Consider the following 20,994-nt stretch of genomic DNA (forward strand, 5'->3'; position numbering starts at 1 on the left):
CGCTGAAGGAGCGCTGCGCTGCGTCCGGGGCACGAGGCCGCTGTCGTCACGCCTTTGATTTCTCATGTGCGCGCAGCTCGTCGACGAGTACCCGCACGTTCTCCGAATAGTCGATCGGGATCGAGACGAGATGCACGCCGCCCTCCTCGAATGCGGCCTCCAGAGTCGGGCCAAAGCGGTCGATGCTCTCGATCCGATGCCCTTTCGCCCCGTAAGCCTTCGCGTAGATTACGAAGTCGGGATTGCCAAACGTCATGCCGTAATCGGCGAAATGATCGACGGCCTGCTTCCAGCGGATCATGCCGTAGGCGTTGTCCTCCAGCACCAGCACGACCAGATTGAGCTTGAGACGGACCGCGGTCTCCATTTCCTGGCTGTTCATCATGAAGCCGCCGTCGCCGGCGACCGCGAGCACGCGGCGATCCGGATAGAGCATCGCGGCCATCATCGCCGACGGCAGGCCGGCGCCCATGGTCGCCAGTGCGTTGTCGAGCAGCAGCGTGTTGGCGACGCGGGTGCGGTAGTTGCGCGCAAACCAGATCTTGTACATGCCGTTGTCGAGCGCGACGATGCCGTTCTCGGGGATCACCTGGCGGATGTCGTGCACGATGCGCTGCGGCGTCGGCGGCCAGCGCGCCTCGGTGGCGCGATCGGCAATATGCCCCAGGATCTCTTCGCGCAGCGGGAGCAGCGCCGCGGCCTGCGGCAGCTTGCCTTCGAGCCGATCCGCCAGCAGTTCCAGGCTCGGGCCAACGTCCCCGACGACCTCGGCATCGGGGAAATAGACCTGCTCGACGCTCGCCGGCGTGTAGCTGACGTGAATGACCTTCGGGCCCGAGGGGCCCATGATGAAGGGCGGTTTCTCGATCGGATCGTGGCCGATCGCGACGATCAAATCGGCGGCATCGATCGCGTCATGGACGTAGTCGCGTTCCGACAGCGCGGCGGTCCCCATATAAAGATTGGTGCCGCCGGGCACGGTCCCCTTCCCCATCTGCGTCGTGAAGAACGGAATGCCGGTCCGCCGCACGAAGCTTGCGATGCCGTGGGTCGACCGCGGCCGGCTGGTCGCCGCGCCCATCATCACCAGCGGGCGCCTTGCGGCCATGATCATTTCGGCGGCGCGGTCGAGCGCCGCACGATGGGCGACCGGGATCTCGATCGGATGGACCTGGATCACGGGGACCGCAGGCACCTCGTCGCCCGCGATGTCCTCGGGCAATTCGAGATGCACCGGCCCGGGCCGCTCCTCCATGGCGACGCGAAAGGCGTCGCGCACCACGGTCGGAATGCTGGAGGCGCTGACGATCTGCCGCGACAGCTTCGTCAGCGGCTTCATGGTCGCCACCACGTCCACGATCTGGAACCGGGCCTGCCGGCTGCTCATGATCGGCTTCTGGCCGGTGATCAGGATCATCGGCATCGCGCCGAGATGCGCATAGGCCGCCCCCGTCGACAGGTTGAGCGCGCCGGGGCCGAGCGTCGACAGGCAGACGCCGGGCTTGCCGGTCAGCCGCCCATGTGTGGCGGCCATGAAGGCGGCGGCCTGCTCGTGGCGGGTCAGGATCAGCTCGATCCTGGAGGCGCGCAGCGATTCGACCAGATCGAGATTCTCTTCGCCGGGAATGCCGAAGATCCTGTCGACACCTTCATTCTCCAGTGCCGCGACAAACAGGTCAGATCCCTTCGCTTTGCGTTCCATCCCGCTCAATGCCGCCTCCCAGTAATCCGGCTCCCGTACTCCACGGCAGCAGCCGATGGTAACGCTCCGCGGCGCGGGCACAATTCACAAAGAGAGGCGCAATTAAATCAACCTCGTCACTGCAAGCGCCGCGACATCCTGCAGCGCCCTGGCAGCCTCAAGCCGTTCCACCACGCAAGGTCGCGGCCAGTGCGCCGAGCAAGTCCGCCAGTCGCCTTGCAGTCTCCGGAGGCGGAAGCGGAATCTTGAGGTTGTGCGCACCTGTTGTCGGATCGCGCTCGACCCATGGATGTCCGATCGCGCCATCGCCGCGCGCCGCCACGATGGCGCCGACGAGCTGCGCACCCATTTGAACCAGACCTTGCCAGTGATCGGTCGCCGCGACGTCCCGAGCTTCGCTGGTGCGCTCGCGGGCTTGCGCGGTCGACGCCGCCGCGGCGTCTTCGTCGGCTGGTCCAGCCTCGGCGGCACCATCGACCTGTCCCACCTCCTCCGCCGCCGTGGCCACCTCGCCACTTCCCATGCTTCCAGTGACGCTCTCGACGTCCTTCATAAAGCGGGTCAGCCGCGATCCGCCCAGCGAGACCTCGTTGCTGCCCCCATCGAGAATGCCCTCCGCCAGAGAGCGCTTGAAGGCCAGCACCGACAGCATGCCTTCTTCGATCGTCCCCTTCGCGACGAAATTGACGATCTGTACCGGACGGGCTTGGCCGAGCCGATGGACGCGGGCAATACGCTGCTCGAGAACGGCAGGATTCCACGGCAGGTCCATGTTCACCAGCGTCGAGGCATGCTGGAGATTGAGACCCGTGCTGCCTGCGTCCGTGGACAGGAACACGCGACAGGCCGGATCGTCCCGGAAGCGCTGGACCAGCTCGGGCCGCTTCTCCGAAGGGATGCCGCCGTGGAAAGTGACATAACCGATGCCGCGCGCAGCAAGCCGACGGATCACCACATCGTGTGTCCGCGTCCACTGTGAAAATACCACCGCCTTTGCGTCCGGCACGACGAACAGCTGATCGAGCAGCGCGGCGAGTTCGTCCGATTTGAGACCGTGATCGCTCTCCTGGTCGAGCAGATAGGTGCTGTTGCAGGACATCCGCATGTTCTGGAGCGCACAGGTCAGCCGACGCTGATCCTTGTCCGACAGGAACTTGGTCTTGCGCCAGCGCTGCACGATCTTGACCACCTGGTCGGCGTTCTCGCGGTGCAGCTCCATCTGCGGACCGGTCATGGGAATCAGCACGTTCTGATCGGTGCGATCGGGCAGCTGCCGCAACACCTCCGATTTGCGCCGACGGATCATGATGGGTGCGAGGGTCTCGCCGATCCTGCCGAGATCACGATAGCCGGTGACACGACCGGTCTCATCCTGACCTGATGTTCGTTCAGGAGCTTCCAGGTTGGACCCAGACGATGCTGATCGACGAACTGCACGATGGAGACCAATTCTTCGAGCTTGTTTTCCAGGGGCGTTCCCGTCAGCACGATCGCATAGGGGCTGTCGATGCGCTTCAGCGCACGCGCGGCAACCGTATTCCAGTTCTTGACGCGCTGCGCCTCATCGACAACGCCAGTTCCGGTGACCAAGCGCCGATCAAGTCGAGATCGGGCTGCAGCTTCTCATAGTTCGTGATCTTGCAAAAATCGTCCTCGATATAGGCCTTCTGTCGCTGCGCGCAAACGCCGCTTTCGCGCCGCGCTTCTTTTCCAGCTGGGCCAGCGTGAACTCGAGGTGCTTGCAGGTGCCGAGCTCCTTGGTCGCATAGTCCGGACATGAGCAGAAATTGCCACCGGGCCCAGGGCCACGGATCACGACGCGATAGCTCGATTTGAAAACCGGGTTAGTGACCCTGAATTCGGAGAAGAAGGGTTCGGCGCCGATGTTCTCCAGGCGAAAGGACTGCTCGCGGCCGAACTGGCGGCGCAGGCCACGTTGCCATTCGACCGGCGACAAATCCGTCGGTGGTGAGGTGCGCGACAGCTTAGGCTGCTTGCGGGCCTCGGTGAGTCCTGTCGAAATCGTCATTTCCGGCTTCCGTTTCACGAATTATGGGGTGCGATTTGTAGCCTCGGTGCAACCGCGACATAACCGGCCTCGGACGAAATCCACTGCCGACTTCGAGAGGGCTGAGGCCCGGGGAGAAATGCGCGCGTCGCGCGGACCTCCGTGCGCGTTGTGGCTTGGCGACGGGCGCGATTGACAGACCGAAATATCTGACTAAAGTCAGACATCATGCTCGATGCCGTCTCCCGCGTTCGCCGCTTCAACCGTGCCGTCACGTCCTCCGTTGGAGCGCTCGACAATTCGTTCCTCGGGCGCAGCCGGCCGCTTGGGGCAGCGCGGGTGCTCAATGCGATCGGGCACGGGCGCTCGGACGTGGCGGAAATCCGCGACTATCTCGGTCTCGATTCCGGGTTGATGAGCCGGCTGCTCCGCAGCCTCGAGGACGAAGGGCTGATCGAGACCACCGCGCGCGAAGACGATGCGCGCCGGCGCATGGCAAAGCTGACGCGGGCGGGCCGTCGCGAGTTCGCGGCCTACGAGGCGCTGTCGAACGCGCAGGCGGAAGGCTTCCTCGCGCAACATTCGCAGCGCGAGGCGCTGCTGGCGGCGATGGACCTGATCGCCTCCGCGCTGACGCGCGAGCGCGTGGCGCTGGAAGAGATGGATCCGCGGTGCGAGGAAGCGCGCTACTGCCTCGGCGAGTACTATGCCGAGCTCGGCCGCCGCTTCAAACACGGCTTCGACGTCTCATTGTCGCGCGGTCCGGATGCCAAGGACATGCGCCGTCCGCGCGGCACCTTCATCGTCGCGATGTCGGACAGGCTGCCGATCGGCTGCGTGGGCTTGAAGGGAACCGATCACGGCTATGCCGAGATCAAGCGGCTGTGGGTGGCGCCTGCCGCGCGCGGATTGCGGCTCGGCCGCCGCCTGATGGATGCGGCCGAGAGCGCGGCGCGGGAACTCTGCATCACGCTGCTGCGGCTCGACACCAACAGTGCGCTGCCCGAAGCCGGTCAGCTCTATCGCAGCACAGGCTGGCGCGAGATCCCGCGCTTCAACGACGATCCCTATCCAGACCTTTTCTTCGAGAAGCGCCTCTGAGCTGGACCGGTTCGCAATCCTCGTGCGTTATGATCGAAGCCGCAGGAGCTTCGCCATGACGAAAGACGACCTCGCCGCCATCTACGGCGACTACATCGCTTGCCTGAACCGGCGGGACTGGTCGGCTCTCGGACAATTCGTGCATAAGGAGGTCGTCCACAACGCGCGGCCCCTTGGACTGGCGGGCTATCGCGCGATGCTGGAGCGGGACGTTCGCGAGATTCCAGATCTGCAGTTCCACGTCGAGATGCTGATCTCCGATCCTCCCCGCATTGCGGCCCGGCTGAAGTTTGATTGCACGCCAGCCGGAACATTCCTGGGTCTTGCGGTCAATGGAAGGCGCGTGTCCTTTTGCGAGAACGTGTTCTACGAATTTCAAGACCGAAAGATCCGGCAGGTCTGGTCGGTGATCGACAAGGCGGCAATCGAGGCGCAGCTCTGACGCCCCGCCTCGATCTTGAACTCACGCCGCCGCAGGCGCCACTTCGCCTTGCGGCTTTGCGAAGGGGCGGAACGTCATCGCCATCAGGAAGGCACCGAGGCCCATCGCCCAGGAGGCGATATAGAGCCAGGCATAGCTGGAGAAAGCGTCATAGATCAGGCCGCCCGCGAGCGGGCCGGTCGCCATGCCGAGGCTGCCGGCCATCGCCGTGCCGCCGATCACCGTGCCCATCATCTTGAGCGGGAAGTTCTCGCGGATGAGCACGGCGTAGAGCGGCATGGTGCCGGCATAGATGAAGCCGAAGATGGCGCCGACCGCATAGAACGTCGTGAGCTGATGCGCGAAGACGTAGGCGAGCGCGCCGAACGCCTGCAGCAGCAGGCCGGAGACCAGCACGCGCTTGGCGCCGAAGCGGTCGCCCATCAGGCCGAAGGCGATGCGTCCGCCGAGGCCGGCAAACCCCTCGATGCTGTAGATCGTCACCGCCGCGACCAGAGGGATGCCGCAACTCACGGCATAGCTGACGGTGTGGATGATCGGGCCGGAATGGGTCGCGCAGCAGAAGAAGTTGGTGGCAAGCAGAATGAGGAATTGCGGCGAGCGCAACGCTTCGCCCATCGACATCTCGCCTTGCGCTGCGCCCTCGCCCGCCGGCGCGGCCGCGGCCTGCGCGAGCGCCGGCGGACGGCGCACCAGGAACGAGACCGGGATCATGATGGCGCCGACCACCAGCGCGACGATCTGCATCGAGGTGCGCCAGTCGTGGCCGGAGACGAGCCAGGCCGCCAGCGGCGACATCGTCATCGGCGCCATGCCCATGCCGGCGGAAACCAGCGACACCGCGAGGCTGCGATTGGTGTCGAACCAGCCGGTGACCGTCGCCATCATCGGCGCGAAGATCGCCGCACAGGCGGCGCCGACCAGAAGGCCGAACACGACCTGGAACACGAGGAGCGAGGTCGCGTGGCTCGCCGCGAACAGGCTGAGCGCAAGCACGATCGATCCCGTCAGCACCACCGGCAGCGGCCCGAACCTGTCCGACGCCGTGCCCCAGGCCATGCTAGTGAAAGCCATCGCCAGAAAGCCGATCGTCATCGCGCTGGAGATGCCCGTCACCGACCAACCGGTGTCCTTTGCGATCGGCTGCAGGAACACCGGCAGCGAAAACATGCCGCCGATCGCGACGCAGCCGAGCAATCCACCGGCGGCGACGATCACCCAGCGATAATTGGAGGAAGTCATGTCGGTCTCCCGTCAGGTCTGTCTGAATGGAGGACGAATGGGAACGGCGCCGGCCGACAGGCTGACGTCATTTTTGCCGCATGCCTTTGTGACCTGCCAACAAAAACTGGAAAAACAACCCCATGCACAGTAGCCGCACCAGCGGGATCAATGACTTACAAGGACGGTCATTTGCGATGTCAGGGCGCGATTTGACCTGTCGGGCAAAACACCGGCATAATGGCATCATCCCCAATTCGAGAGCATCAGGCCCCGGAGGCCAACGCCGGCCTGCGCTCGCCGCAAGCCGCGTTCAGTCAAGCCTCGAACGAGGCCTTGACGTCGTCCTCGGTGAGCGCCGAAGCGATCTGTCCATCGCGTTCGAACAGGCTGTCGGCCAGCGCCCGTTTTCGGGCCTTCAGCTCGTCCATCTTCTCCTCGATCGTGCCGGCAGCGACCAGCCTGTAGACGAACACCGCCTTGTCCTGCCCGATCCGGTAGGCACGATCGATGGCCTGTTCCTCGACGGCGGGATTCCACCAGGGATCGAAGATGATGACGGTATCGGCAGCGGTGAGATTGAGACCCACCCCGCCCGCCTTCAGACTGACGAGGAACACCTCCGCCGCACCGTTCTGAAAGGCCTCGATCGCCGTCTTGCGGTCCTTGGTATCGCCGGTGAGAAGACTGTAGCGCACGCCGTCGGCGTCGAAGCGCCGCCGGACCAGGTCGAGCATGGAGGTGAATTGGGAGAAGACAATGATCTTCCGCTCCTCGCCCGACAGCTCCGATACCATCTCGATCAGCCGCTCGAGCTTGGCCGACGGCCGCTCCACGCCGTCGCGCAGCTTCAGCAGCGCCGAATCGCAACAGGCCTGCCGCATTCGCAACAGGGCTTCCAGCACAACGATGTGACTTTTGGCGAGGCCTCGCTCTGCGATGGCGTCGCGAACCTTGCGCGACATCGACAGCCGGATCGAATCGTAGAGATCGCGCTGCGGACCTTCGAGCACGATGGTCTCCAGGATCTCGCTCTTGGGCGGCAGTTCCGTGGCAACTTCGGCCTTGGTCCGACGCAGCAGGAAGGGTTTGGCCCGCTGCGCCAGAGCCGCGGCACGCATCTTGTCGCCGCGCTTCTCGATCAGGGTGCGCCATTAGCGCGAGAACGCGGCTTGTCCCCGAGATAGCCCGGCATGACGAAGCTCATGATCGACCAGAGCTCACCGAGATGATTTTCCATGGGCGTGCCGGTGAGGCAGAAGCGGTGCGCGGCCTTGACCTCCCGCAGCCAGCGTGTGGTGGCGGCATCGGGATTCTTGACGGTCTGGGCCTCGTCGAGCACAGCGACGTGCCATTCCCGCGTCAGCAGCACCTCCCGATCCCGTGCGATCAAGGGATAGGTCGTCAGCACGAGATCGTGCTCGGCAATGGCCGGAAATTTCTCCTTGCGGGTCGGCCCTTGCAGGACGAGCACCTTCAAATCCGGTGCGAATTTCTCCGCCGACCAGTTGGTCATCAGGCTCGTCGGCGCGACGACCAGCACCGGCTTCGTGAGCCGCCCGCGCTGCTTTTCCAGCGCGATCAAGGCCAGGACCTGAATCGTCTTGCCGAGGCCCATGTCATCGGCGAGGACGCCGCCCAATCCGCTCTCGCGGAGCAGGTCGAGCCAGGCAACGCCCTGGGCCTGATAGGGTCGAAGGGTTGCACGGAACGTCGGCGGAAGGTCCGGCGCGGCCAATCCACGCAGCTGAAGCAGGTTGGCGAGACGGCGGAGATTGTCGGCGCCGCGAAAGACGAACCTCTCGTTCTCCACGCCAAGCAGCGGAACGATTTCGGCTTGCGACAGCCTGATCTTCTTCGAACCATCGAGGCTGCCACTCAGGTGCAGGCCGTGCAGCGCCAACACCAGGGGAAGGAAGCGATCGGCGGCCAGCGCCAGCTGGCGGCCGTCGGCCAGCGGCAGATAGAACCGCTCGCCCTTGTCGGCGAGTTGCCTCAACCGGTCCGGCGTGAAGCCGGGCGCCGAGACCAGCGCGGCCACGTGCGGGGCGAGGTCTTGGCGCTCACCGTCGATGTCGATGCCGAGCTCCAGCTCGAACCAGTCGATGCCGCTCGATTCCAGCGCGGCATCGAAGTCGCCGGAGGAGTCCGCGAGCCGGTACGGAAAATCGTCGTCGACCAGGATCTCGTAACCTTCCGACCGCAACTGGCCGGCATGCTGTGCGAGAAAGTCGAACCAGTCGCCCTGGTCGCTCAGCGTGAAGTCCGCGGCATGGCGGTAATCGAGCGTCGGCAGAACTGCCCTCGCATCGCGAAGACCGACATCTGCCAGCCGCTTGCGTGCCTGCTTTTCCTTGCCCTGTCGCCGCGTGATCGCAAACAACTTGCCGGCCTGAAACAGCTCCACCCGGCTCGCGCGCTGGGTCGGATCGATATCGAACCCGCCATAGCGGAATCCGAGGCTGGCGACGGCCGCCGGCCCGCGCTGCTGGGCTCCGCCGCGCGCGTGGTAGTAGTACCCGGCGAGGTGACTTCGCCGCAGCCGCAGCACCGGCCGGGGGTCCTCTTCGATCGTCACCGCAACGGTCGGCTGCGCCGGCAAGAGGCCATGATGAAGCTCGGGAAGCCTCTGGCTGAGGCGGCGCGAGACTTCCTCCACCTGCGCACGCGGAATGGCCGGAGCCGACAGAAATTGGAAGGCCAGTCGGGGCGGCAGGCCCAAATGCGCCACCCCGATCAGGCCGGCGGCCTCATCGATTTAGACCGGCGGCTCCGCATTGAGCGCGACCGCTCCATCCAGGACGAGATGAGGGGTGAGACCGGGCTTTCCCGCCGACTGCCATTCGATCCGGCCCTCCCGCGCGTCTGCCCATTTCAACGGGGTTCGCTTGTGGTCCAGCCAGAATGCCCGGCCGGTGGCGACCATGCGCTTCAGCAGTTCCTCCGCATAAGGTCCCTGCTCGACATAATCGCGGGTGCCGGCCGCCGCTTGGGTCACGATGTCGATGTCGACGTCGCGAGAGTACTTCGGCGCCCGCACGGCCTTGAACTCGTGGAGGATGGGGCTGGTATAACTCTCGGCGAAGCCGCCGCCCTTGAGCGCGCGGACGGATCGCAGGGACAGGTTCAGCCGCGGCATCGCGTGGTCGGATGGCTTGAAGCAATAGAGCAGGCACTGGCTCTGATCCTCTCCAGCTCCGTCACCGCGCGCCGCCCGGCCGACACTGTCGATCCAGCTGGTGAGCTCGGAAGAGAGAACCGGAGGGGCCGTTGGGCCGCTAGGGGCGGCGTGCGTGTGCGTCGCCGGGGACTCCTTCCCGCTGAGCGCCTCGAGCAGGGGTGCGGCGACATGCTTGCAATTGTAGGTCATCGGACAAGTGCAATCGCCATCGTGATCCGTGAGCGCGTCACCGTTGAACGCCAAGGCGATATCGACGCGATACCTGTTCGAACCGCTGCCGCGCACGGCGGCGCTGACGTGTTTCAGGTCGTCGCTGACCTTCAGGTTCGAGACGCGGCCCTGAGCCTGATAGGTGACCGCCTTCTCCATCGCCGTTCGGCTGAAGTAACTGTAGATCGACTTGCGCTTGAGAACGTCAGAGAGCACTTGCAACGATTCCAGGGTTCGGCTTCAAGCGTTCAGCATAGCCGCTCGGACCGGATCGTTGTAGCTGCAGTGTCCAGGTTGCGCACAGCACGCGCCACGGATCGGCAAGGACGACATCCCTACCCGCGCTCAATCCACCGCCAAGACAACCTTTCCAAATCCCCCGCCGCGCTCCACGCTGCTATGGGCATCGGCGGCGCGTTCAAGGGGAAACACCTGGTCCACCAACGGTTTCAGCTCACCCGACGCAAACAGCGGCGAAAACCCCTCGGAGAAGCGACGGACCATTGCCCGCTTCTCGTCCACGCCTCGCGATTTCATGACCGTGCCCGCCAATCGCAAGTGGTTGTGGAGCAGCAGGTTGAGCGGAATCGAGGTGGCGTGCTGGCCGCTCAAAATACCGACCTGAACCAGGATTCCGCCTGGCCGAAGGCTGCGAAGGTTGCGCGGCAGGTAGTCGCCGCCGACGAAATCGATCACGGCGTCAACGCCGCGATGATCGGTAAGCCTCGCGACAACGCTTTCAAAATCGTCGGCACGATAGTCGATCACAGCGGCGGCGCCGATGCTGCCGACGTCCGCCAACCGCGAAGCGCTCGCCGTTGCGTAGACGGTGGCGCCCAGCGCATGGGCGACCTGCACGCAGGCGGAGCCGACTCCGCCCGCGGCACCGTGAACCAGGACGGTTTGACCTTGCCCGACGCCTGCAACATGTGAAACCGATTCGACGGCCGTGACGAATGATTCCATGATCGCCGCGCCCTCGACGAACGAGAGATTGCCGGGAATCCCGATCGCCATGCGACGGTCGACCCGGGCGAATTCGGCATACGCCCCTCCGCCGACGATCGCCATCACACGCTGCCCGATCGAGACGTCGTCGACTTCGCTGCCGACGCCAACGACTTCGCCGGCCAGTTCGAGGCCAAGCAGGGTGCTCTCGCCAAAGCTCTGGTTGCCGTAGGCGCCGTTTCGCTGGAGAATATCCGCGCGATTGACGCCTGCCGCCTTCACACGCACCAGCAGGTCGTGGGGACGAATCTCCGGCCTCGGCACTTCGGCCAGGCGGAGAACCTCCGCCGGACCGAAGCCGTCATAGACGATGCCTTTCACTTTGCCTGCTCCTGTGCATGGGCCTTGGCGCGCCGCGCGATGCTGGCGGCGAACAACGGCGTCTCGCGGCGATTGTGGTCGCTTCCGGCCGCTTGGCGCGCGTTGGCGGCGTCTTCGAAGGAAATGCCGTGCTTGTCCAGGAATGCCATGAAGACGTCGGTCGGATGTGCCGTGACGCTGTTCGTATAGCGTGTGCGCCCGTCATCGATAGTTTCGGCCTTCAGCTCCCAGATCACGTTGACCTGGGTCCGGCCGTTGGTCGTAAACACGTCCGAGATCGAATTCATACGGCAGTAGGTCTTGCCGGCCTCTTCCGCGACGTAGTGTTGGATCACCAGCCCGGTGCCGATCTGCTCGACGTTGATCATCATGCGGCGTCCGTCGTCTGTGGTGCTGACACCGGCCGCAATGTGATCAGGCGGGCAGCAGCGCAGATATTCGGCTTCGGAGAGCGTGAACAGCCATTCGGCGATGTCCACCCGGTCGAGCGGCACATCAATGACCGCGGTATAGGCCGATTGCGACAGGATGCGATCGAGAACCTTCATGATAATCTCCTTCCATTCAATGGCTTAGGCCGATAAGGCCCGCCTTCGAGAGAGGAGATACGGTCTTTGAGGGTTGATGATAATGAACGTTCAGCTCGAAACCCTTTTGCGAAAGGCGCAAAGATGAAAGACCCGCGTTTTGCGGAACATCTGGCCATCTATGTTGACGTGGTTCGTGGCGGGAGCTTCTCCAGCGCCGCACGTCATCGCGGTGTGACACCCTCGGCCATCGTCAGGCAGATCGACGCGCTGGAGCACAGCGTCGGGGTGCCCCTGCTAGTGCGCTCGACCCGCGCGCTCGCGATGACCGACGCCGGAGAACGACTGTTCGAACGCGCACAGCGGTTGCTCGACGACCTTGCCGACACGCACGCCGAGATCGCCGCTTTCGATGGTGCGGTCGCTGGTGTTCTTCGCCTTGCCTGCTTTCCCACCTTTGGCAAGCGCTACGTGATCCCTACCCTGGAAACGGTCATGCGGGATCATCCCGGCCTCACGGTCGAGCTCGATCTCACGGAGAGGCTCGCTGATCCCGTCCTGGAGCGGCTCGATGCAGTGATCCGGATCGGCGAACTTGCCGACAGCACTCTCATCGCGACCAAGCTGGCATCGCAGAACAGGATGCTGGTCGCCGCTCCTGCTTATCTCGATCGTCACGGCACACCGACCGAAGCGAAAGACCTCGCCGGCCATCGGCTGGTCGACAAATTGCACGGCGCCGACCTGCTGGGCTGGACGGACGTGCTTGGTCACCCCGCGGGCGCAGCGCCCGGGCCGCAAGCCGTGTTTCGGTGCGACGACTTCGAAGCGATGCGGATCGCGGCACTCGCCGGCATCGGCATCGCATTCCTGGCAGACTGGGTTGTCGGGACGGACGTACGCGCCGGTTCATTGACACGAATCCCGCTCCACGACGAACGGTGGAATGAGGCAAAGGCCGGCGTGTATCTGTTGCGAGCTCTGGCCCAGCCGTCTGCCAAACTGACGATCCTGACTGCCGCGTTGCGGAATTCAATCGGGTCGCCGCCGGTGTGGGCTTAGTTGCCGACGCCAATGACATCATGACCATCCGCCCCATCATCAGTGCCTGAAATTGCAGGAGACCCCTCCATGCCAAAGATCGACATTGCCGTCGTGCCGGCCCGCAAGGGCTCCGGCTACCCCGCACCATTCGATGCTACCTGTGCCGAGCGCATCCGGCAGCGGCTCGGCGATGCCGGGGGCTTGTCGGATTTCGGGGTCAACCTGATGCGCCTGCCGCCGGGCGGCTGGTCGAGCCAGCGGCACTGGCATTCGCACGAGGACGAATTCGTCTACATCCTCGATGGCGAGGTGACGCTGATCGAGGATGGCGGCGAAACCGTGCTGCGCGCCGGCGATTGCGCGGCCTTCCCCAAGGCAAGCGGCAACGGCCATCATATGATCAACAGGTCGAATGCGACGGCTGTCTATCTCGAGGTCGGCTCGCGCTCGCAAGCCGACCTCATCACCTGCTCCGACATCGACATGATGAGCCCGGCATCCGACGGCCGCTTCCTGCACAAGGACGGGACGCCTTATCCGGACGCGTGAAGCGTCTGGAGCAACGCCTCACATGGCCGCGCTGCGGCGCCACGTGCTGACGGTGAGCCAGACCGCCGAGACGAGGAAGTAGAGCGCGCCGACCGCAGCATAGCCCGCAACATTAGCGATCGATGGCACCGCAGGCATCGAGGCCTGAAAGATGAAGAAGCCGCCCGCCAACGCCGACTGGCCGCCGCTGAGCACCATGGTCCATTGCGCGCCGAAACGCTTCCAGCGCCGCACGGCGGTGCCGAGCTGGAGCAATCCGGACAGGATCGCCCAGGCCCCGAAGATTCCGAGCACCCAGTTCATGCTCACCTGCAAGGCCAGGATGACCGCGATGGTGGTCGCCAGACTGACCAGCACGTTCAGGCCCTGCGTGCGGTTCTGGTTCAAGCCGCCGCTGGAGAGCGCGTCGAGATAGTTGGCGGCTGCGTCCCAGGCCGGATAGGCGACGAGCAACACCGCTGCGATCACCGCCGACGTTGGCGCGATCACGAAGGCCGCAATGACCCAGGCGACGGAAAACGCGGCACGCAGGAAGTAGTATTGCTTCAGCCATTGCGCCTGGTCGGCCGCCTCCAAAGCGATCTCACGATCTTTCATTTCTCTTCTCCTTACCTACTAGTTGGTAGTTTTCATAGAATGCGGAAACGCCGGGCCGCCCTGACCAGCATGGCCTGTGTCGACCTCGTCAGTGCCTGGTGGAAAGCCGGTCCAGCAGCGGCCGGATGATGGTGCCGAACATCTTGGGATCGCCATAAGCGCGCGCCGACAGCATCGCGCCGTGAACGGTCGCCATGAATCCCTCCGCCTCGACCCGTGCCGTGCTGGCGAGATGGAGCCGTCCTTGCCGCTTGCCGCGCTCCATGACCGATGCCAGCCAGGATGCCAGGAAGCGGAAGTGCGCGCGGACTTCGAGCGCCACCTCCTCGGGCAGGATCGGAAGTTCGCTGGCCAGGAGCGCACACACGCAGAACGGAGCCGTCGCATCCTTGATGCACGCCTCCCAATACCCCACGTAGTTCCTGAGCTGGTCGGCGGGATCAGCGACATTGCGTTCGAGCGCCGACAACCCCGCCTGGGCCTCCTCGCGATAGCGCGACACGAGGGTACGGACCAGGTCGACCTTGCTGGCGAAATGGTGATGGATGCTCGGCTTGCGGATGCCCACGACGTCGGCGATGTCGGCGTAACTGAAGCCGTTATAGCCACCCGCGATGATCAGCGTGCGGGCGCAGGCAAGAATGTCGTCGGCGGTTGAGGAAACGGTGCTCATGCGATTTAGCTACCTTCCAGTAGGTACGTCGTCAAGCTGGAATGGTTCAATGATCCGTGAGTGAGTGAGTGGTAGGAGCCTGCATGACCATCCGCCCGATCGTGCGCTATCCCGACCGCCGGCTCGCGCTGGCGGCCCACCCCGTCACCGCCTTCGACGAGTCCTTGCGCGACCTCGCGAACGACCTGCTCGAGACCATGCGTGCCGCGCCCGGCATCGGCATCACCGCGCCGCATATCGGCGTGCCCTTGCGTGTCGTGGTGCTGGAGCTCGACGCCAAGGACGGCGCGCGCACTTACGTCAATCCGGAGATCACATGGGCCTCGCCCAAGATGATCCTGCACCGCGAGGGCAGTGTGTCGATGCCTGGGGTCAACGACGAGGTGCAGCGCCATGCGCGGGTGCGGATCAGCTATCAGGATCTCGAGGGCAATGTGCAACACGAGGAATCGGACGGCTTGCGCGCGGTGTGCCACCAGCACGAGATCGATCAGCTCGACGGCATGTTCTGGCTCCAGCGGCTGTCGCGGCTGAAGCGCGAGCGGCTGGTGAAGAAATTCGAGAAGATATCGCGGGGCTCGTAGGGTGGATTAGCGATAGCGTAATCCACCAATCAGAGCGCGGCCTAACGAGGGAACGGTGGATTACGCCGGCGGACTGCGCTTCGCGCAGCCTTCGGCTAATCCACCCTACACGCTCAGATCATCCCGCGTTGGCGGGTACGGGTGTGTTGAGCAGCTGCTGCTCCCACAGGAACGCGATGCCGCTGCCGCCGGCATGCTGCGTGATCACCTTCGTCAGCGCGGCAGCTTGATCGGTCCGAGCCCAGTCGCGCTGCCATTCGGCCGCGAGCGCCAGCCAGGTCATCATATTTACGCCCGCCGCGATCATGCGCTGGATTGCGACCTGGTGGGCCTCCACCGAAACGGCGCCAGAGGCGTCGGTGATCACCGTGACATCCCAGCCTTCGCCACGAGCCTGAATCGCCGGCATCGCAACGCAAATTTCGGTCCACAGGCCGGCAATGATGAGCTGCTTGCGGCCCGTTGCCTTGACTGCGTCCACCACCTTTCGATCCTCCCAGGTGTTGATGAACGTCCGGTCGATGATTTCCTGGCCAGGGAAAACGTCCGTGATCTGAGGGAAAAGGAGACCACCCCGTTCAGCGATCACCGTGGTGAGGATGGTGGGGACGCCGAAGGCTTTGGCGGCCTTGGCCAGACCGGCGGTGTTGTTGATCACCATCTGCGGTTCATGGCTGTTCACGTTCGCGAGTTGGTAAGGCTGGTGGTCGATCAGAACGAGCACGGAGTCTTCGGGACGAAGAAGCGAAGCAAGGCCGTTACGAAAAGTCATCGTTGCATCCTTTACTGCCGTTGTGAGCGGCACTGGTTTTTCGAAGACATACGCCAGCAGCGACGTAGCCGACGCCGAGATTGGTGTTCCCGGAGGCGATACGGTAGTGTCGCGGCGGGGTACACCGTGTCGCGGAACCAGGAACGCTGAATTGGACATTGAAGACATACGGACGTTCGTCGAAATCGCCGACGCTGGGGGAATTTCGTCCGCCGCGGCCCGGCTGGGCGTCGCCAAATCGATCGTCAGTCGTCGGCTGCTGCGGCTTGAAGCGGAGCTTGGCGTCCAACTGCTTGCAAGAACGACCCGCGGGGCTGCACTCACGGAAGCCGGCGTCACTTTCCGAGACCATGCCGCCAGAGTCGGCGCCGAGATCGACGCGGCGAGGGAGGCGATCTTACCCGCGGGAGACCTGCGCGGCCGCTTGCGAGTTGCAGTGCCGCTGTCTTTCGGTCCGACCCACTTCGCTCCTATCCTTGCGGAAATGGCTCGCCGCCATCCGCATCTCCAGATCCACACCTGCTATAGCGATCGCTTCGTCGATCTCGTCGCAGAAGGATATGATTGTGCGATACGGATTGGCTATCTTCAGGACTCCAATTTGATTGCGAGACGCCTCGGACCAATCCATGGGAAGCTGCTCGCGAGCCCTGACTACATCAAGGCCCATGGGTCGCCCGAGTCGCCGGAGGAACTCGTCGCCCATGAAGCCCTCATGCAGGGCACCGAAGCGTGGCAACTCATGGATGGCGACAAGATCATCACGGTTCGTCCGCAGGGGCGCTTCAAGGCCGACAACGGCACAGCGCTCCTCGCCGCGGCAACGGCAGGCCTCGGGATCGCCTATCTTCCCGACAGGCTCACCCATGAATATGTCACTTCCGGCGCGCTTGTGCCGGTGATGACACGCTATCCCCCACCTCCGGCGGGTGCATATGTAATCCGCCCCCCGGGCCAGCATCCCGCAAGGAAGATACGGGTTCTCACCGAAGTGCTGATCGAGTATTGCGAGCCGGCTCCGCAGCTCGCGTAACTTCGCTCCTCACTCCCAGTTCGCGATCACTTCAAGCTCTTTTCCCGCTCCTTTTGGTGAGCGGCGCGTTGCGACGCTCACGTTTGCCGCGCGCGATCTCGGTGGCCAGTGCGTCCAGCTTGGGCTCCCAGAAATTCCTGAACTGACCGATCCAGGCATCGACCGCTTGAAGCCCCGCCACGTCGACCGAATAGAGCCGTCTTTGCGCCTCCGCCCGAACGGTTGCGAAGCCGCTCTCGCGCAGCACCCTGAGGTGCTGCGAGACCGCCGCCTGGGTGATGCCGAATTCGGCCCCGATCGCTTCGACGACCTCGCCGGACGCCATCTCCTTGAGGCCGAGCAGCTCGAGGATGCGACGGCGCACGGGATCGGCGAGGACCTCGAAGGCGTGCATCAGCTTCCTGTGCCGGGATGTGCGATGTCGGGCGGCATCTCGCCGCGATAGAACGCAATGGTGCGGTCCGAGCGCTCTTTCGCCGCGGCCGGATCGACCCCGCTCGCGACATGCGCCGCACGCCAATATTCGCCGCTTGTCGTCATGAAGTCCTTGCCCTCGGGCGAGACCATCCACGCCTCTGCCGTCTCGTGGTCAACCGACGCCCCGGTCGCAAGATATCGCTCGAGTCCCGCGAGCGCGAGGTCCCAGCCGATGCCCACCGCACCGGGGCCGAACTGATTCCAATGATCCTCGATGATCGCGGTGTGCTCAAGCGTCAGGCGCGCCTGGCTTCGTTCTGCCGAGAGCTGGACGTCGATCCAACTCGTCGCGCCACCGAATTCCCATGTCGCGGCGAAATGGGTCGGCGGCGTACAGGCCGTGATGGTGCCGCCCGCATTGCCCTTGACCTGATACCTGCCGCCGAGCTGGAGGTCTCCCTCGACCGGCGCAAACCAGCGCGGTATCCGCTCTTTGCTGGTCACGGCGTCCCAGAGATCGTCGACGCCGGTGTCGTAGAGACGCGTCAGAGTCACCGCGCTCGCCGGCTTCCCGTCCTTCTCAAAGCTCCTCACCGAGCGCGTCACAAGTCCCAGGACCTTGGCGACGTCGATCTGCATTGCGCCTCTCCTTGCTCCGCTCTTCTTTGATGAATATCAACCATCACTAATATAAGTCAACACTGATATTAAGCCGCGCCGCTGCGTCAAACCGCCTCGTGAGGCGATGCGAACAAAATGCCTGCCCAGGCGTCTATCGGTGCCCAACCCGCCAGCTCGCACAAGACGGAATGAATTCATGAAAGTTCGCAAATTTGCCATCTCCGACGCTTCGCTCGAGCGCTCGCCGGGACAGGACGGCAATATCTTCGTCGGCAACCTGGTCGACCAACGTCACGGCGGACCGATCACGATCGGCTTCGGGCGTTACGCACCGAACCAGAATCTCGAGGAGACGATGAGCGTCGACGATGTCATGATCGTCCTCGAGGGGAAGCTCTCGGTCACGAGCGACGGCGACACCATTACCGCAGGTCCCGGCGAGATCGTCTACATGCCGAAAGGTGAGACCATCACCATCCGCTCGCACGAGCAAGGCGCTCTCACCGCCTACGTCACCTATCCGCACTGGCAGGAGGCGCATGAGGCGCGAGCTCGTGGCAGCCGTTGATGTCGACCTGCCCGCCTGCTGTGACCCGACGGGATTGGGCCCGACCCGGAGACCGCTATTTCAGCGGGAGAAACAGTTCCGCGACCGTCTCGTGCTCAGGCACCTCCGGGAAGAAGCTCAGCCGCTGGCAATAGATCGGGAAGTCGCGCACTTCCTCGCCGCTGCCCGGCAGCCAGTTGCGATAGAGGTAGAGCGCGGCCGGCTCCAGATTGTCGGTGTAGCCGACGACGCGCAGCACGGCGCAGCGTCCGCCGGGGATCTCGCCGGCCTTGATCCCGTCGCCATCAGCCGCGATCTGCTGGTCGGTGCCGACACAAAGATCCACGCTGTAATCGGCCGGGCGCGCAGGACGCCGCTCGGAACGCCAGACATTGAAGGTCGGGTTTGTGCCGGGGTGCAGGCCCGCCGCCTTCCGCCACGCGATGAAGCGCTGGATGGTGGCGGGAAGCGTCGCCGGGTCGCCCCGATGCTCCATGATCGCCACCTTCGTGGTGGGCACCTCGCGGATCGTCACATCGTCAGTCGTGAAAGTTCTCTGCATGAGCTTGCTCCTCGCGATATCGAGAGGCCCGAAGGCCGCAAGCCACGGCTCCCACTCGGGAGAGTTCCGGAACGACGATGGCGATTGCCCGAACCGTTGCCGGAAGGCGCGGGCAAAGGCATCCGGTGCTTCGTAGCCGGCATCCATCGCAATGTCCGTGACGCTTTGGGCGTCGGCGAAGGCGAGCTGATGCGACGCGCGCTTCAGACGGGCCAGCTGGACATAGCTGTGCACTGACAGACCGAAGGTCGCCGAGAACTGCCGGTGGAAATGGAATTTCGAGAAGGCCGCAACAGCGCTCAAACTTTCCAGATCCAGATCATCGTCGAGATGCCGGTCGATATGGTCCAGCACCCGCCGCATCCGGGCCTGATAATTTTGCAGCGCCGCCTTCATCGTCCCTCCTCCGTGGCGGGGCTCATCTAGGCGTGAACGGCCGTGGCATGCTCGACCGATCTTGCGGTTTTAGGCACACTGTCGTTGGCCGACTCGGCCGGGCGATGACAGCGAGTGCGTGACGGACGACGCGCCCTACCCGCCCGCCATCAGCGCCTTCGCCAGCGCCATATACGCCGGCAGCGTCACGGGGTCGTTGGCGGCGTTGCCCGCCATGGGGTGCGAGGCGTAGCGGGCGATCACCATCTCGGCCTTGGGATCGATGTAGATGCCCTGGCCGTAGACGCCGCGCGCCATGTAGGCGCCGTGCGCGTTGTGCGTGACCCACCATTGATTGCGATAGGACGCGCCCGGCAATGTGGTGTAGCCGGCCGGCTTGAATTTCTCCGGGTCGCCGCCGCGCGCGATGTCCTCGACGACCGTTGAAGGCACGATCTGGCGGCCGTTGAAGCGGCCGTGATTGCGCATGGTCTCACCGAAGCGGGCGAGATCGCGCAGCGTGGTGGAGAGCCCGCCGCCGCCGCTCTCGGTGCCGATGCGGTCGACGTGATAATACGCGTCCTCCTCCGTGCCCATCGGCTGCCAGATCCGCTCGGAGAGCAGGTCGGACAGCGTCATGCCGCTGGCGCGCCGGATGATCCAGGCCAGCACGTCGGTGTTGACGGTCTTGTAGGCAAAGGCCTTGCCGTGCTCGCCCTGCTTCTTCTGCGCGATGAGGAAATCGAAAATGTTGGTGGGTCCGTCGTAGCCCGGCGGGATCGGCGCCATGCCGTTGGCACGCCGCAGACCCCACACGTCCGAGTTCTTGTCGGTGTAGACCTCGGTGTAGGCGAGCCCCGTGGTCATATCCATGACCTCGTGCACGCGCGCATCGCCGAAGGCGCTGGCCTTCAGCTCGGGCACGTAATCCGTGACGGGCGCCTGCGGATTGATCCTGCCCTCGGCGACCAGAATGCCGGCGAGCACGCCGGTGAACGACTTCGTCACGGACATGCCGATATGCGGCTTGTGCGGCTTCAAGGCGCCGAAATAGCGCTCATAGATCAGCTTGCCCCGATGCAGCACGGCGATGCCGTCCGTATACGTCTCCTCCAGCATCTGCGCGAAGGTCATGGGCCGGCCGTCCATCGTGGTCGAAGCCACCGCGCCGATGTCGTGGTCTTCGCGCGGCAGCATGGATGCGGGCCCTGCCCCGCGCCAGACATTCACGGTGGGCACCAGCTGGCGGATGTTGCTCCAGGCCCAGCGCAGTTCGGGGAAGCTGCGGAACGAGCCATCCTGGAAGGTGATGGTGCGGTCGGGCGACGGCGGAAAGCCGCGCATCCAGCCGAGGGTTTCGGGGTCGGTTTCAACGGCAGAGGCGGGAAGCTGGCTAGCGGCAGTCGCGACGGGCATCAAGGCGGGCTCCGGAGGGGACGATGCGGATGTCGTATCACGAGAGGCCGTGACGGAGATCCGACGTTTACGCCGGGCGCCTA

24 protein-coding genes are annotated in these 20,994 nt (G+C 64.3%); 7 read left to right on the plus strand and 17 right to left on the minus strand.

Going from position 1 to position 20,994, the window contains the following annotated elements; genetic code table 11:
• Positions 1 to 46: 46 nt before the first annotated feature.
• The 4 genes from IVB23_RS03880 to IVB23_RS03895 form a co-directional block, all read right to left on the minus strand.
• On the minus strand, positions 47 to 1,702 hold the full coding sequence (locus tag IVB23_RS03880) for an acetolactate synthase large subunit (RefSeq protein ID WP_247802494.1): 1,656 nt from the start codon (positions 1,700 to 1,702) through the stop codon (positions 47 to 49).
• 157 nt (positions 1,703 to 1,859) lie between these two features.
• Entirely contained in the window at positions 1,860 to 3,008 is a 1,149-nt protein-coding gene (locus IVB23_RS03885; protein ID WP_247802495.1) for a helicase-related protein, read from the minus strand.
• Complete coding sequence (locus tag IVB23_RS03890; protein WP_247802496.1) at positions 3,005 to 3,292, minus strand: SNF2-related protein; 288 nt, start codon at positions 3,290 to 3,292, stop codon at positions 3,005 to 3,007. Before IVB23_RS03890 ends, IVB23_RS03885 begins: the two co-directional genes overlap by 4 nt.
• A 7-nt stretch (positions 3,293 to 3,299) precedes the next feature.
• Positions 3,300 to 3,731, minus strand: coding sequence for an SWIM zinc finger family protein (locus tag IVB23_RS03895; RefSeq protein WP_247802497.1), 432 nt, complete (start codon positions 3,729 to 3,731; stop codon positions 3,300 to 3,302).
• Positions 3,732 to 3,938: 207 nt separating this feature from the next.
• Between IVB23_RS03895 and IVB23_RS03900 the strand changes: the two genes are divergently transcribed.
• Both IVB23_RS03900 and IVB23_RS03905 read left to right on the plus strand, forming a co-directional pair.
• Complete coding sequence (locus tag IVB23_RS03900) at positions 3,939 to 4,811, plus strand: bifunctional helix-turn-helix transcriptional regulator/GNAT family N-acetyltransferase (protein ID WP_247802498.1); 873 nt, start codon at positions 3,939 to 3,941, stop codon at positions 4,809 to 4,811.
• Between the two features lie 55 nt (positions 4,812 to 4,866).
• Entirely contained in the window at positions 4,867 to 5,253 is a 387-nt protein-coding gene (locus tag IVB23_RS03905; RefSeq protein WP_247802499.1) for an ester cyclase, read from the plus strand.
• 21 nt (positions 5,254 to 5,274) lie between these two features.
• On the opposite strand, the gene IVB23_RS03910 is transcribed toward IVB23_RS03905, so the two are convergent.
• The 6 genes from IVB23_RS03910 to IVB23_RS03935 form a co-directional block, all read right to left on the minus strand.
• On the minus strand, positions 5,275 to 6,495 hold the full coding sequence (locus IVB23_RS03910) for an MFS transporter (RefSeq protein ID WP_247802500.1): 1,221 nt from the start codon (positions 6,493 to 6,495) through the stop codon (positions 5,275 to 5,277).
• Between the two features lie 296 nt (positions 6,496 to 6,791).
• Positions 6,792 to 7,595 (minus strand): DEAD/DEAH box helicase, encoded by an 804-nt coding sequence (locus IVB23_RS39290; protein WP_253075440.1) that lies wholly within the window; start codon positions 7,593 to 7,595, stop codon positions 6,792 to 6,794.
• A gap of 20 nt (positions 7,596 to 7,615) precedes the next feature.
• Positions 7,616 to 9,196 (minus strand): SNF2-related protein, encoded by a 1,581-nt coding sequence (locus IVB23_RS39295; protein WP_253075441.1) that lies wholly within the window; start codon positions 9,194 to 9,196, stop codon positions 7,616 to 7,618.
• Between the two features lie 36 nt (positions 9,197 to 9,232).
• Positions 9,233 to 10,081, minus strand: a complete 849-nt coding sequence (locus IVB23_RS03925) for a hypothetical protein (RefSeq protein WP_247802501.1) — start codon at positions 10,079 to 10,081, stop codon at positions 9,233 to 9,235.
• A 129-nt stretch (positions 10,082 to 10,210) separates the two neighbouring features.
• The gene (locus IVB23_RS03930) at positions 10,211 to 11,194 is read right to left on the minus strand and encodes an NAD(P)H-quinone oxidoreductase (protein WP_247802502.1); all 984 of its coding nucleotides are present in this window, start codon (positions 11,192 to 11,194) and stop codon (positions 10,211 to 10,213) included.
• A complete protein-coding gene (locus tag IVB23_RS03935; protein ID WP_061876734.1) occupies positions 11,191 to 11,742 on the minus strand; it encodes a hypothetical protein in 552 nt (183 codons plus the stop codon). Before IVB23_RS03935 ends, IVB23_RS03930 begins: the two co-directional genes overlap by 4 nt.
• Positions 11,743 to 11,865: 123 nt before the next feature.
• On the opposite strand from IVB23_RS03935, the gene IVB23_RS03940 reads away from it, so the two are divergent.
• Both IVB23_RS03940 and IVB23_RS03945 read left to right on the plus strand, forming a co-directional pair.
• Entirely contained in the window at positions 11,866 to 12,783 is a 918-nt protein-coding gene (locus IVB23_RS03940) for a LysR family transcriptional regulator (RefSeq protein ID WP_247802503.1), read from the plus strand.
• Positions 12,784 to 12,852: 69 nt separating this feature from the next.
• On the plus strand, positions 12,853 to 13,314 hold the full coding sequence (locus IVB23_RS03945; RefSeq protein WP_247802504.1) for a cupin domain-containing protein: 462 nt from the start codon (positions 12,853 to 12,855) through the stop codon (positions 13,312 to 13,314).
• Between the two features lie 18 nt (positions 13,315 to 13,332).
• Here the strand turns inward: IVB23_RS03945 and IVB23_RS03950 are convergent, their stop codons facing one another.
• Both IVB23_RS03950 and IVB23_RS03955 read right to left on the minus strand, forming a co-directional pair.
• Entirely contained in the window at positions 13,333 to 13,911 is a 579-nt protein-coding gene (locus IVB23_RS03950; protein WP_247802505.1) for a DUF308 domain-containing protein, read from the minus strand.
• 88 nt (positions 13,912 to 13,999) lie between these two features.
• Positions 14,000 to 14,584 (minus strand): TetR/AcrR family transcriptional regulator, encoded by a 585-nt coding sequence (locus IVB23_RS03955; RefSeq protein ID WP_247802506.1) that lies wholly within the window; start codon positions 14,582 to 14,584, stop codon positions 14,000 to 14,002.
• An 83-nt stretch (positions 14,585 to 14,667) separates the two neighbouring features.
• On the opposite strand from IVB23_RS03955, the gene IVB23_RS03960 reads away from it, so the two are divergent.
• Positions 14,668 to 15,168 carry a peptide deformylase gene (locus IVB23_RS03960; protein WP_247802507.1) on the plus strand — a complete coding sequence of 167 codons (501 nt, stop codon included), beginning with the start codon at positions 14,668 to 14,670 and terminating at the stop codon, positions 15,166 to 15,168.
• Positions 15,169 to 15,286: 118 nt separating this feature from the next.
• On the opposite strand, the gene IVB23_RS03965 is transcribed toward IVB23_RS03960, so the two are convergent.
• Positions 15,287 to 15,940 (minus strand): hydrolase, encoded by a 654-nt coding sequence (locus IVB23_RS03965; RefSeq protein ID WP_061876740.1) that lies wholly within the window; start codon positions 15,938 to 15,940, stop codon positions 15,287 to 15,289.
• 151 nt (positions 15,941 to 16,091) lie between these two features.
• On the opposite strand from IVB23_RS03965, the gene IVB23_RS03970 reads away from it, so the two are divergent.
• Positions 16,092 to 16,973 (plus strand): LysR family transcriptional regulator, encoded by an 882-nt coding sequence (locus IVB23_RS03970; RefSeq protein ID WP_247804753.1) that lies wholly within the window; start codon positions 16,092 to 16,094, stop codon positions 16,971 to 16,973.
• A gap of 31 nt (positions 16,974 to 17,004) precedes the next feature.
• On the opposite strand, the gene IVB23_RS03975 is transcribed toward IVB23_RS03970, so the two are convergent.
• Together IVB23_RS03975 and IVB23_RS03980 are read right to left on the minus strand one after the other, a co-directional pair.
• Positions 17,005 to 17,367 carry a metalloregulator ArsR/SmtB family transcription factor gene (locus tag IVB23_RS03975; protein WP_061876742.1) on the minus strand — a complete coding sequence of 121 codons (363 nt, stop codon included), beginning with the start codon at positions 17,365 to 17,367 and terminating at the stop codon, positions 17,005 to 17,007.
• Positions 17,367 to 18,029 carry an SRPBCC family protein gene (locus IVB23_RS03980; protein WP_247802508.1) on the minus strand — a complete coding sequence of 221 codons (663 nt, stop codon included), beginning with the start codon at positions 18,027 to 18,029 and terminating at the stop codon, positions 17,367 to 17,369. Before IVB23_RS03980 ends, IVB23_RS03975 begins: the two co-directional genes overlap by 1 nt.
• 178 nt (positions 18,030 to 18,207) lie before the next feature.
• On the opposite strand from IVB23_RS03980, the gene IVB23_RS03985 reads away from it, so the two are divergent.
• Entirely contained in the window at positions 18,208 to 18,579 is a 372-nt protein-coding gene (locus IVB23_RS03985) for a cupin domain-containing protein (protein WP_061876744.1), read from the plus strand.
• A gap of 55 nt (positions 18,580 to 18,634) precedes the next feature.
• On the opposite strand, the gene IVB23_RS03990 is transcribed toward IVB23_RS03985, so the two are convergent.
• Positions 18,635 to 19,516 (minus strand): AraC family transcriptional regulator, encoded by an 882-nt coding sequence (locus IVB23_RS03990; protein WP_247802509.1) that lies wholly within the window; start codon positions 19,514 to 19,516, stop codon positions 18,635 to 18,637.
• A gap of 135 nt (positions 19,517 to 19,651) precedes the next feature.
• Positions 19,652 to 20,911: a serine hydrolase gene (locus IVB23_RS03995; protein ID WP_247802510.1), complete on the minus strand. Its 1,260-nt coding sequence runs from the start codon at positions 20,909 to 20,911 to the stop codon at positions 19,652 to 19,654.
• Positions 20,912 to 20,994 lie beyond the last annotated feature (83 nt).

The organism is Bradyrhizobium sp. 191, from assembly GCF_023100985.1.
Taxonomy (GTDB): Bacteria; Pseudomonadota; Alphaproteobacteria; order Rhizobiales; family Xanthobacteraceae; genus Bradyrhizobium; species Bradyrhizobium diversitatis.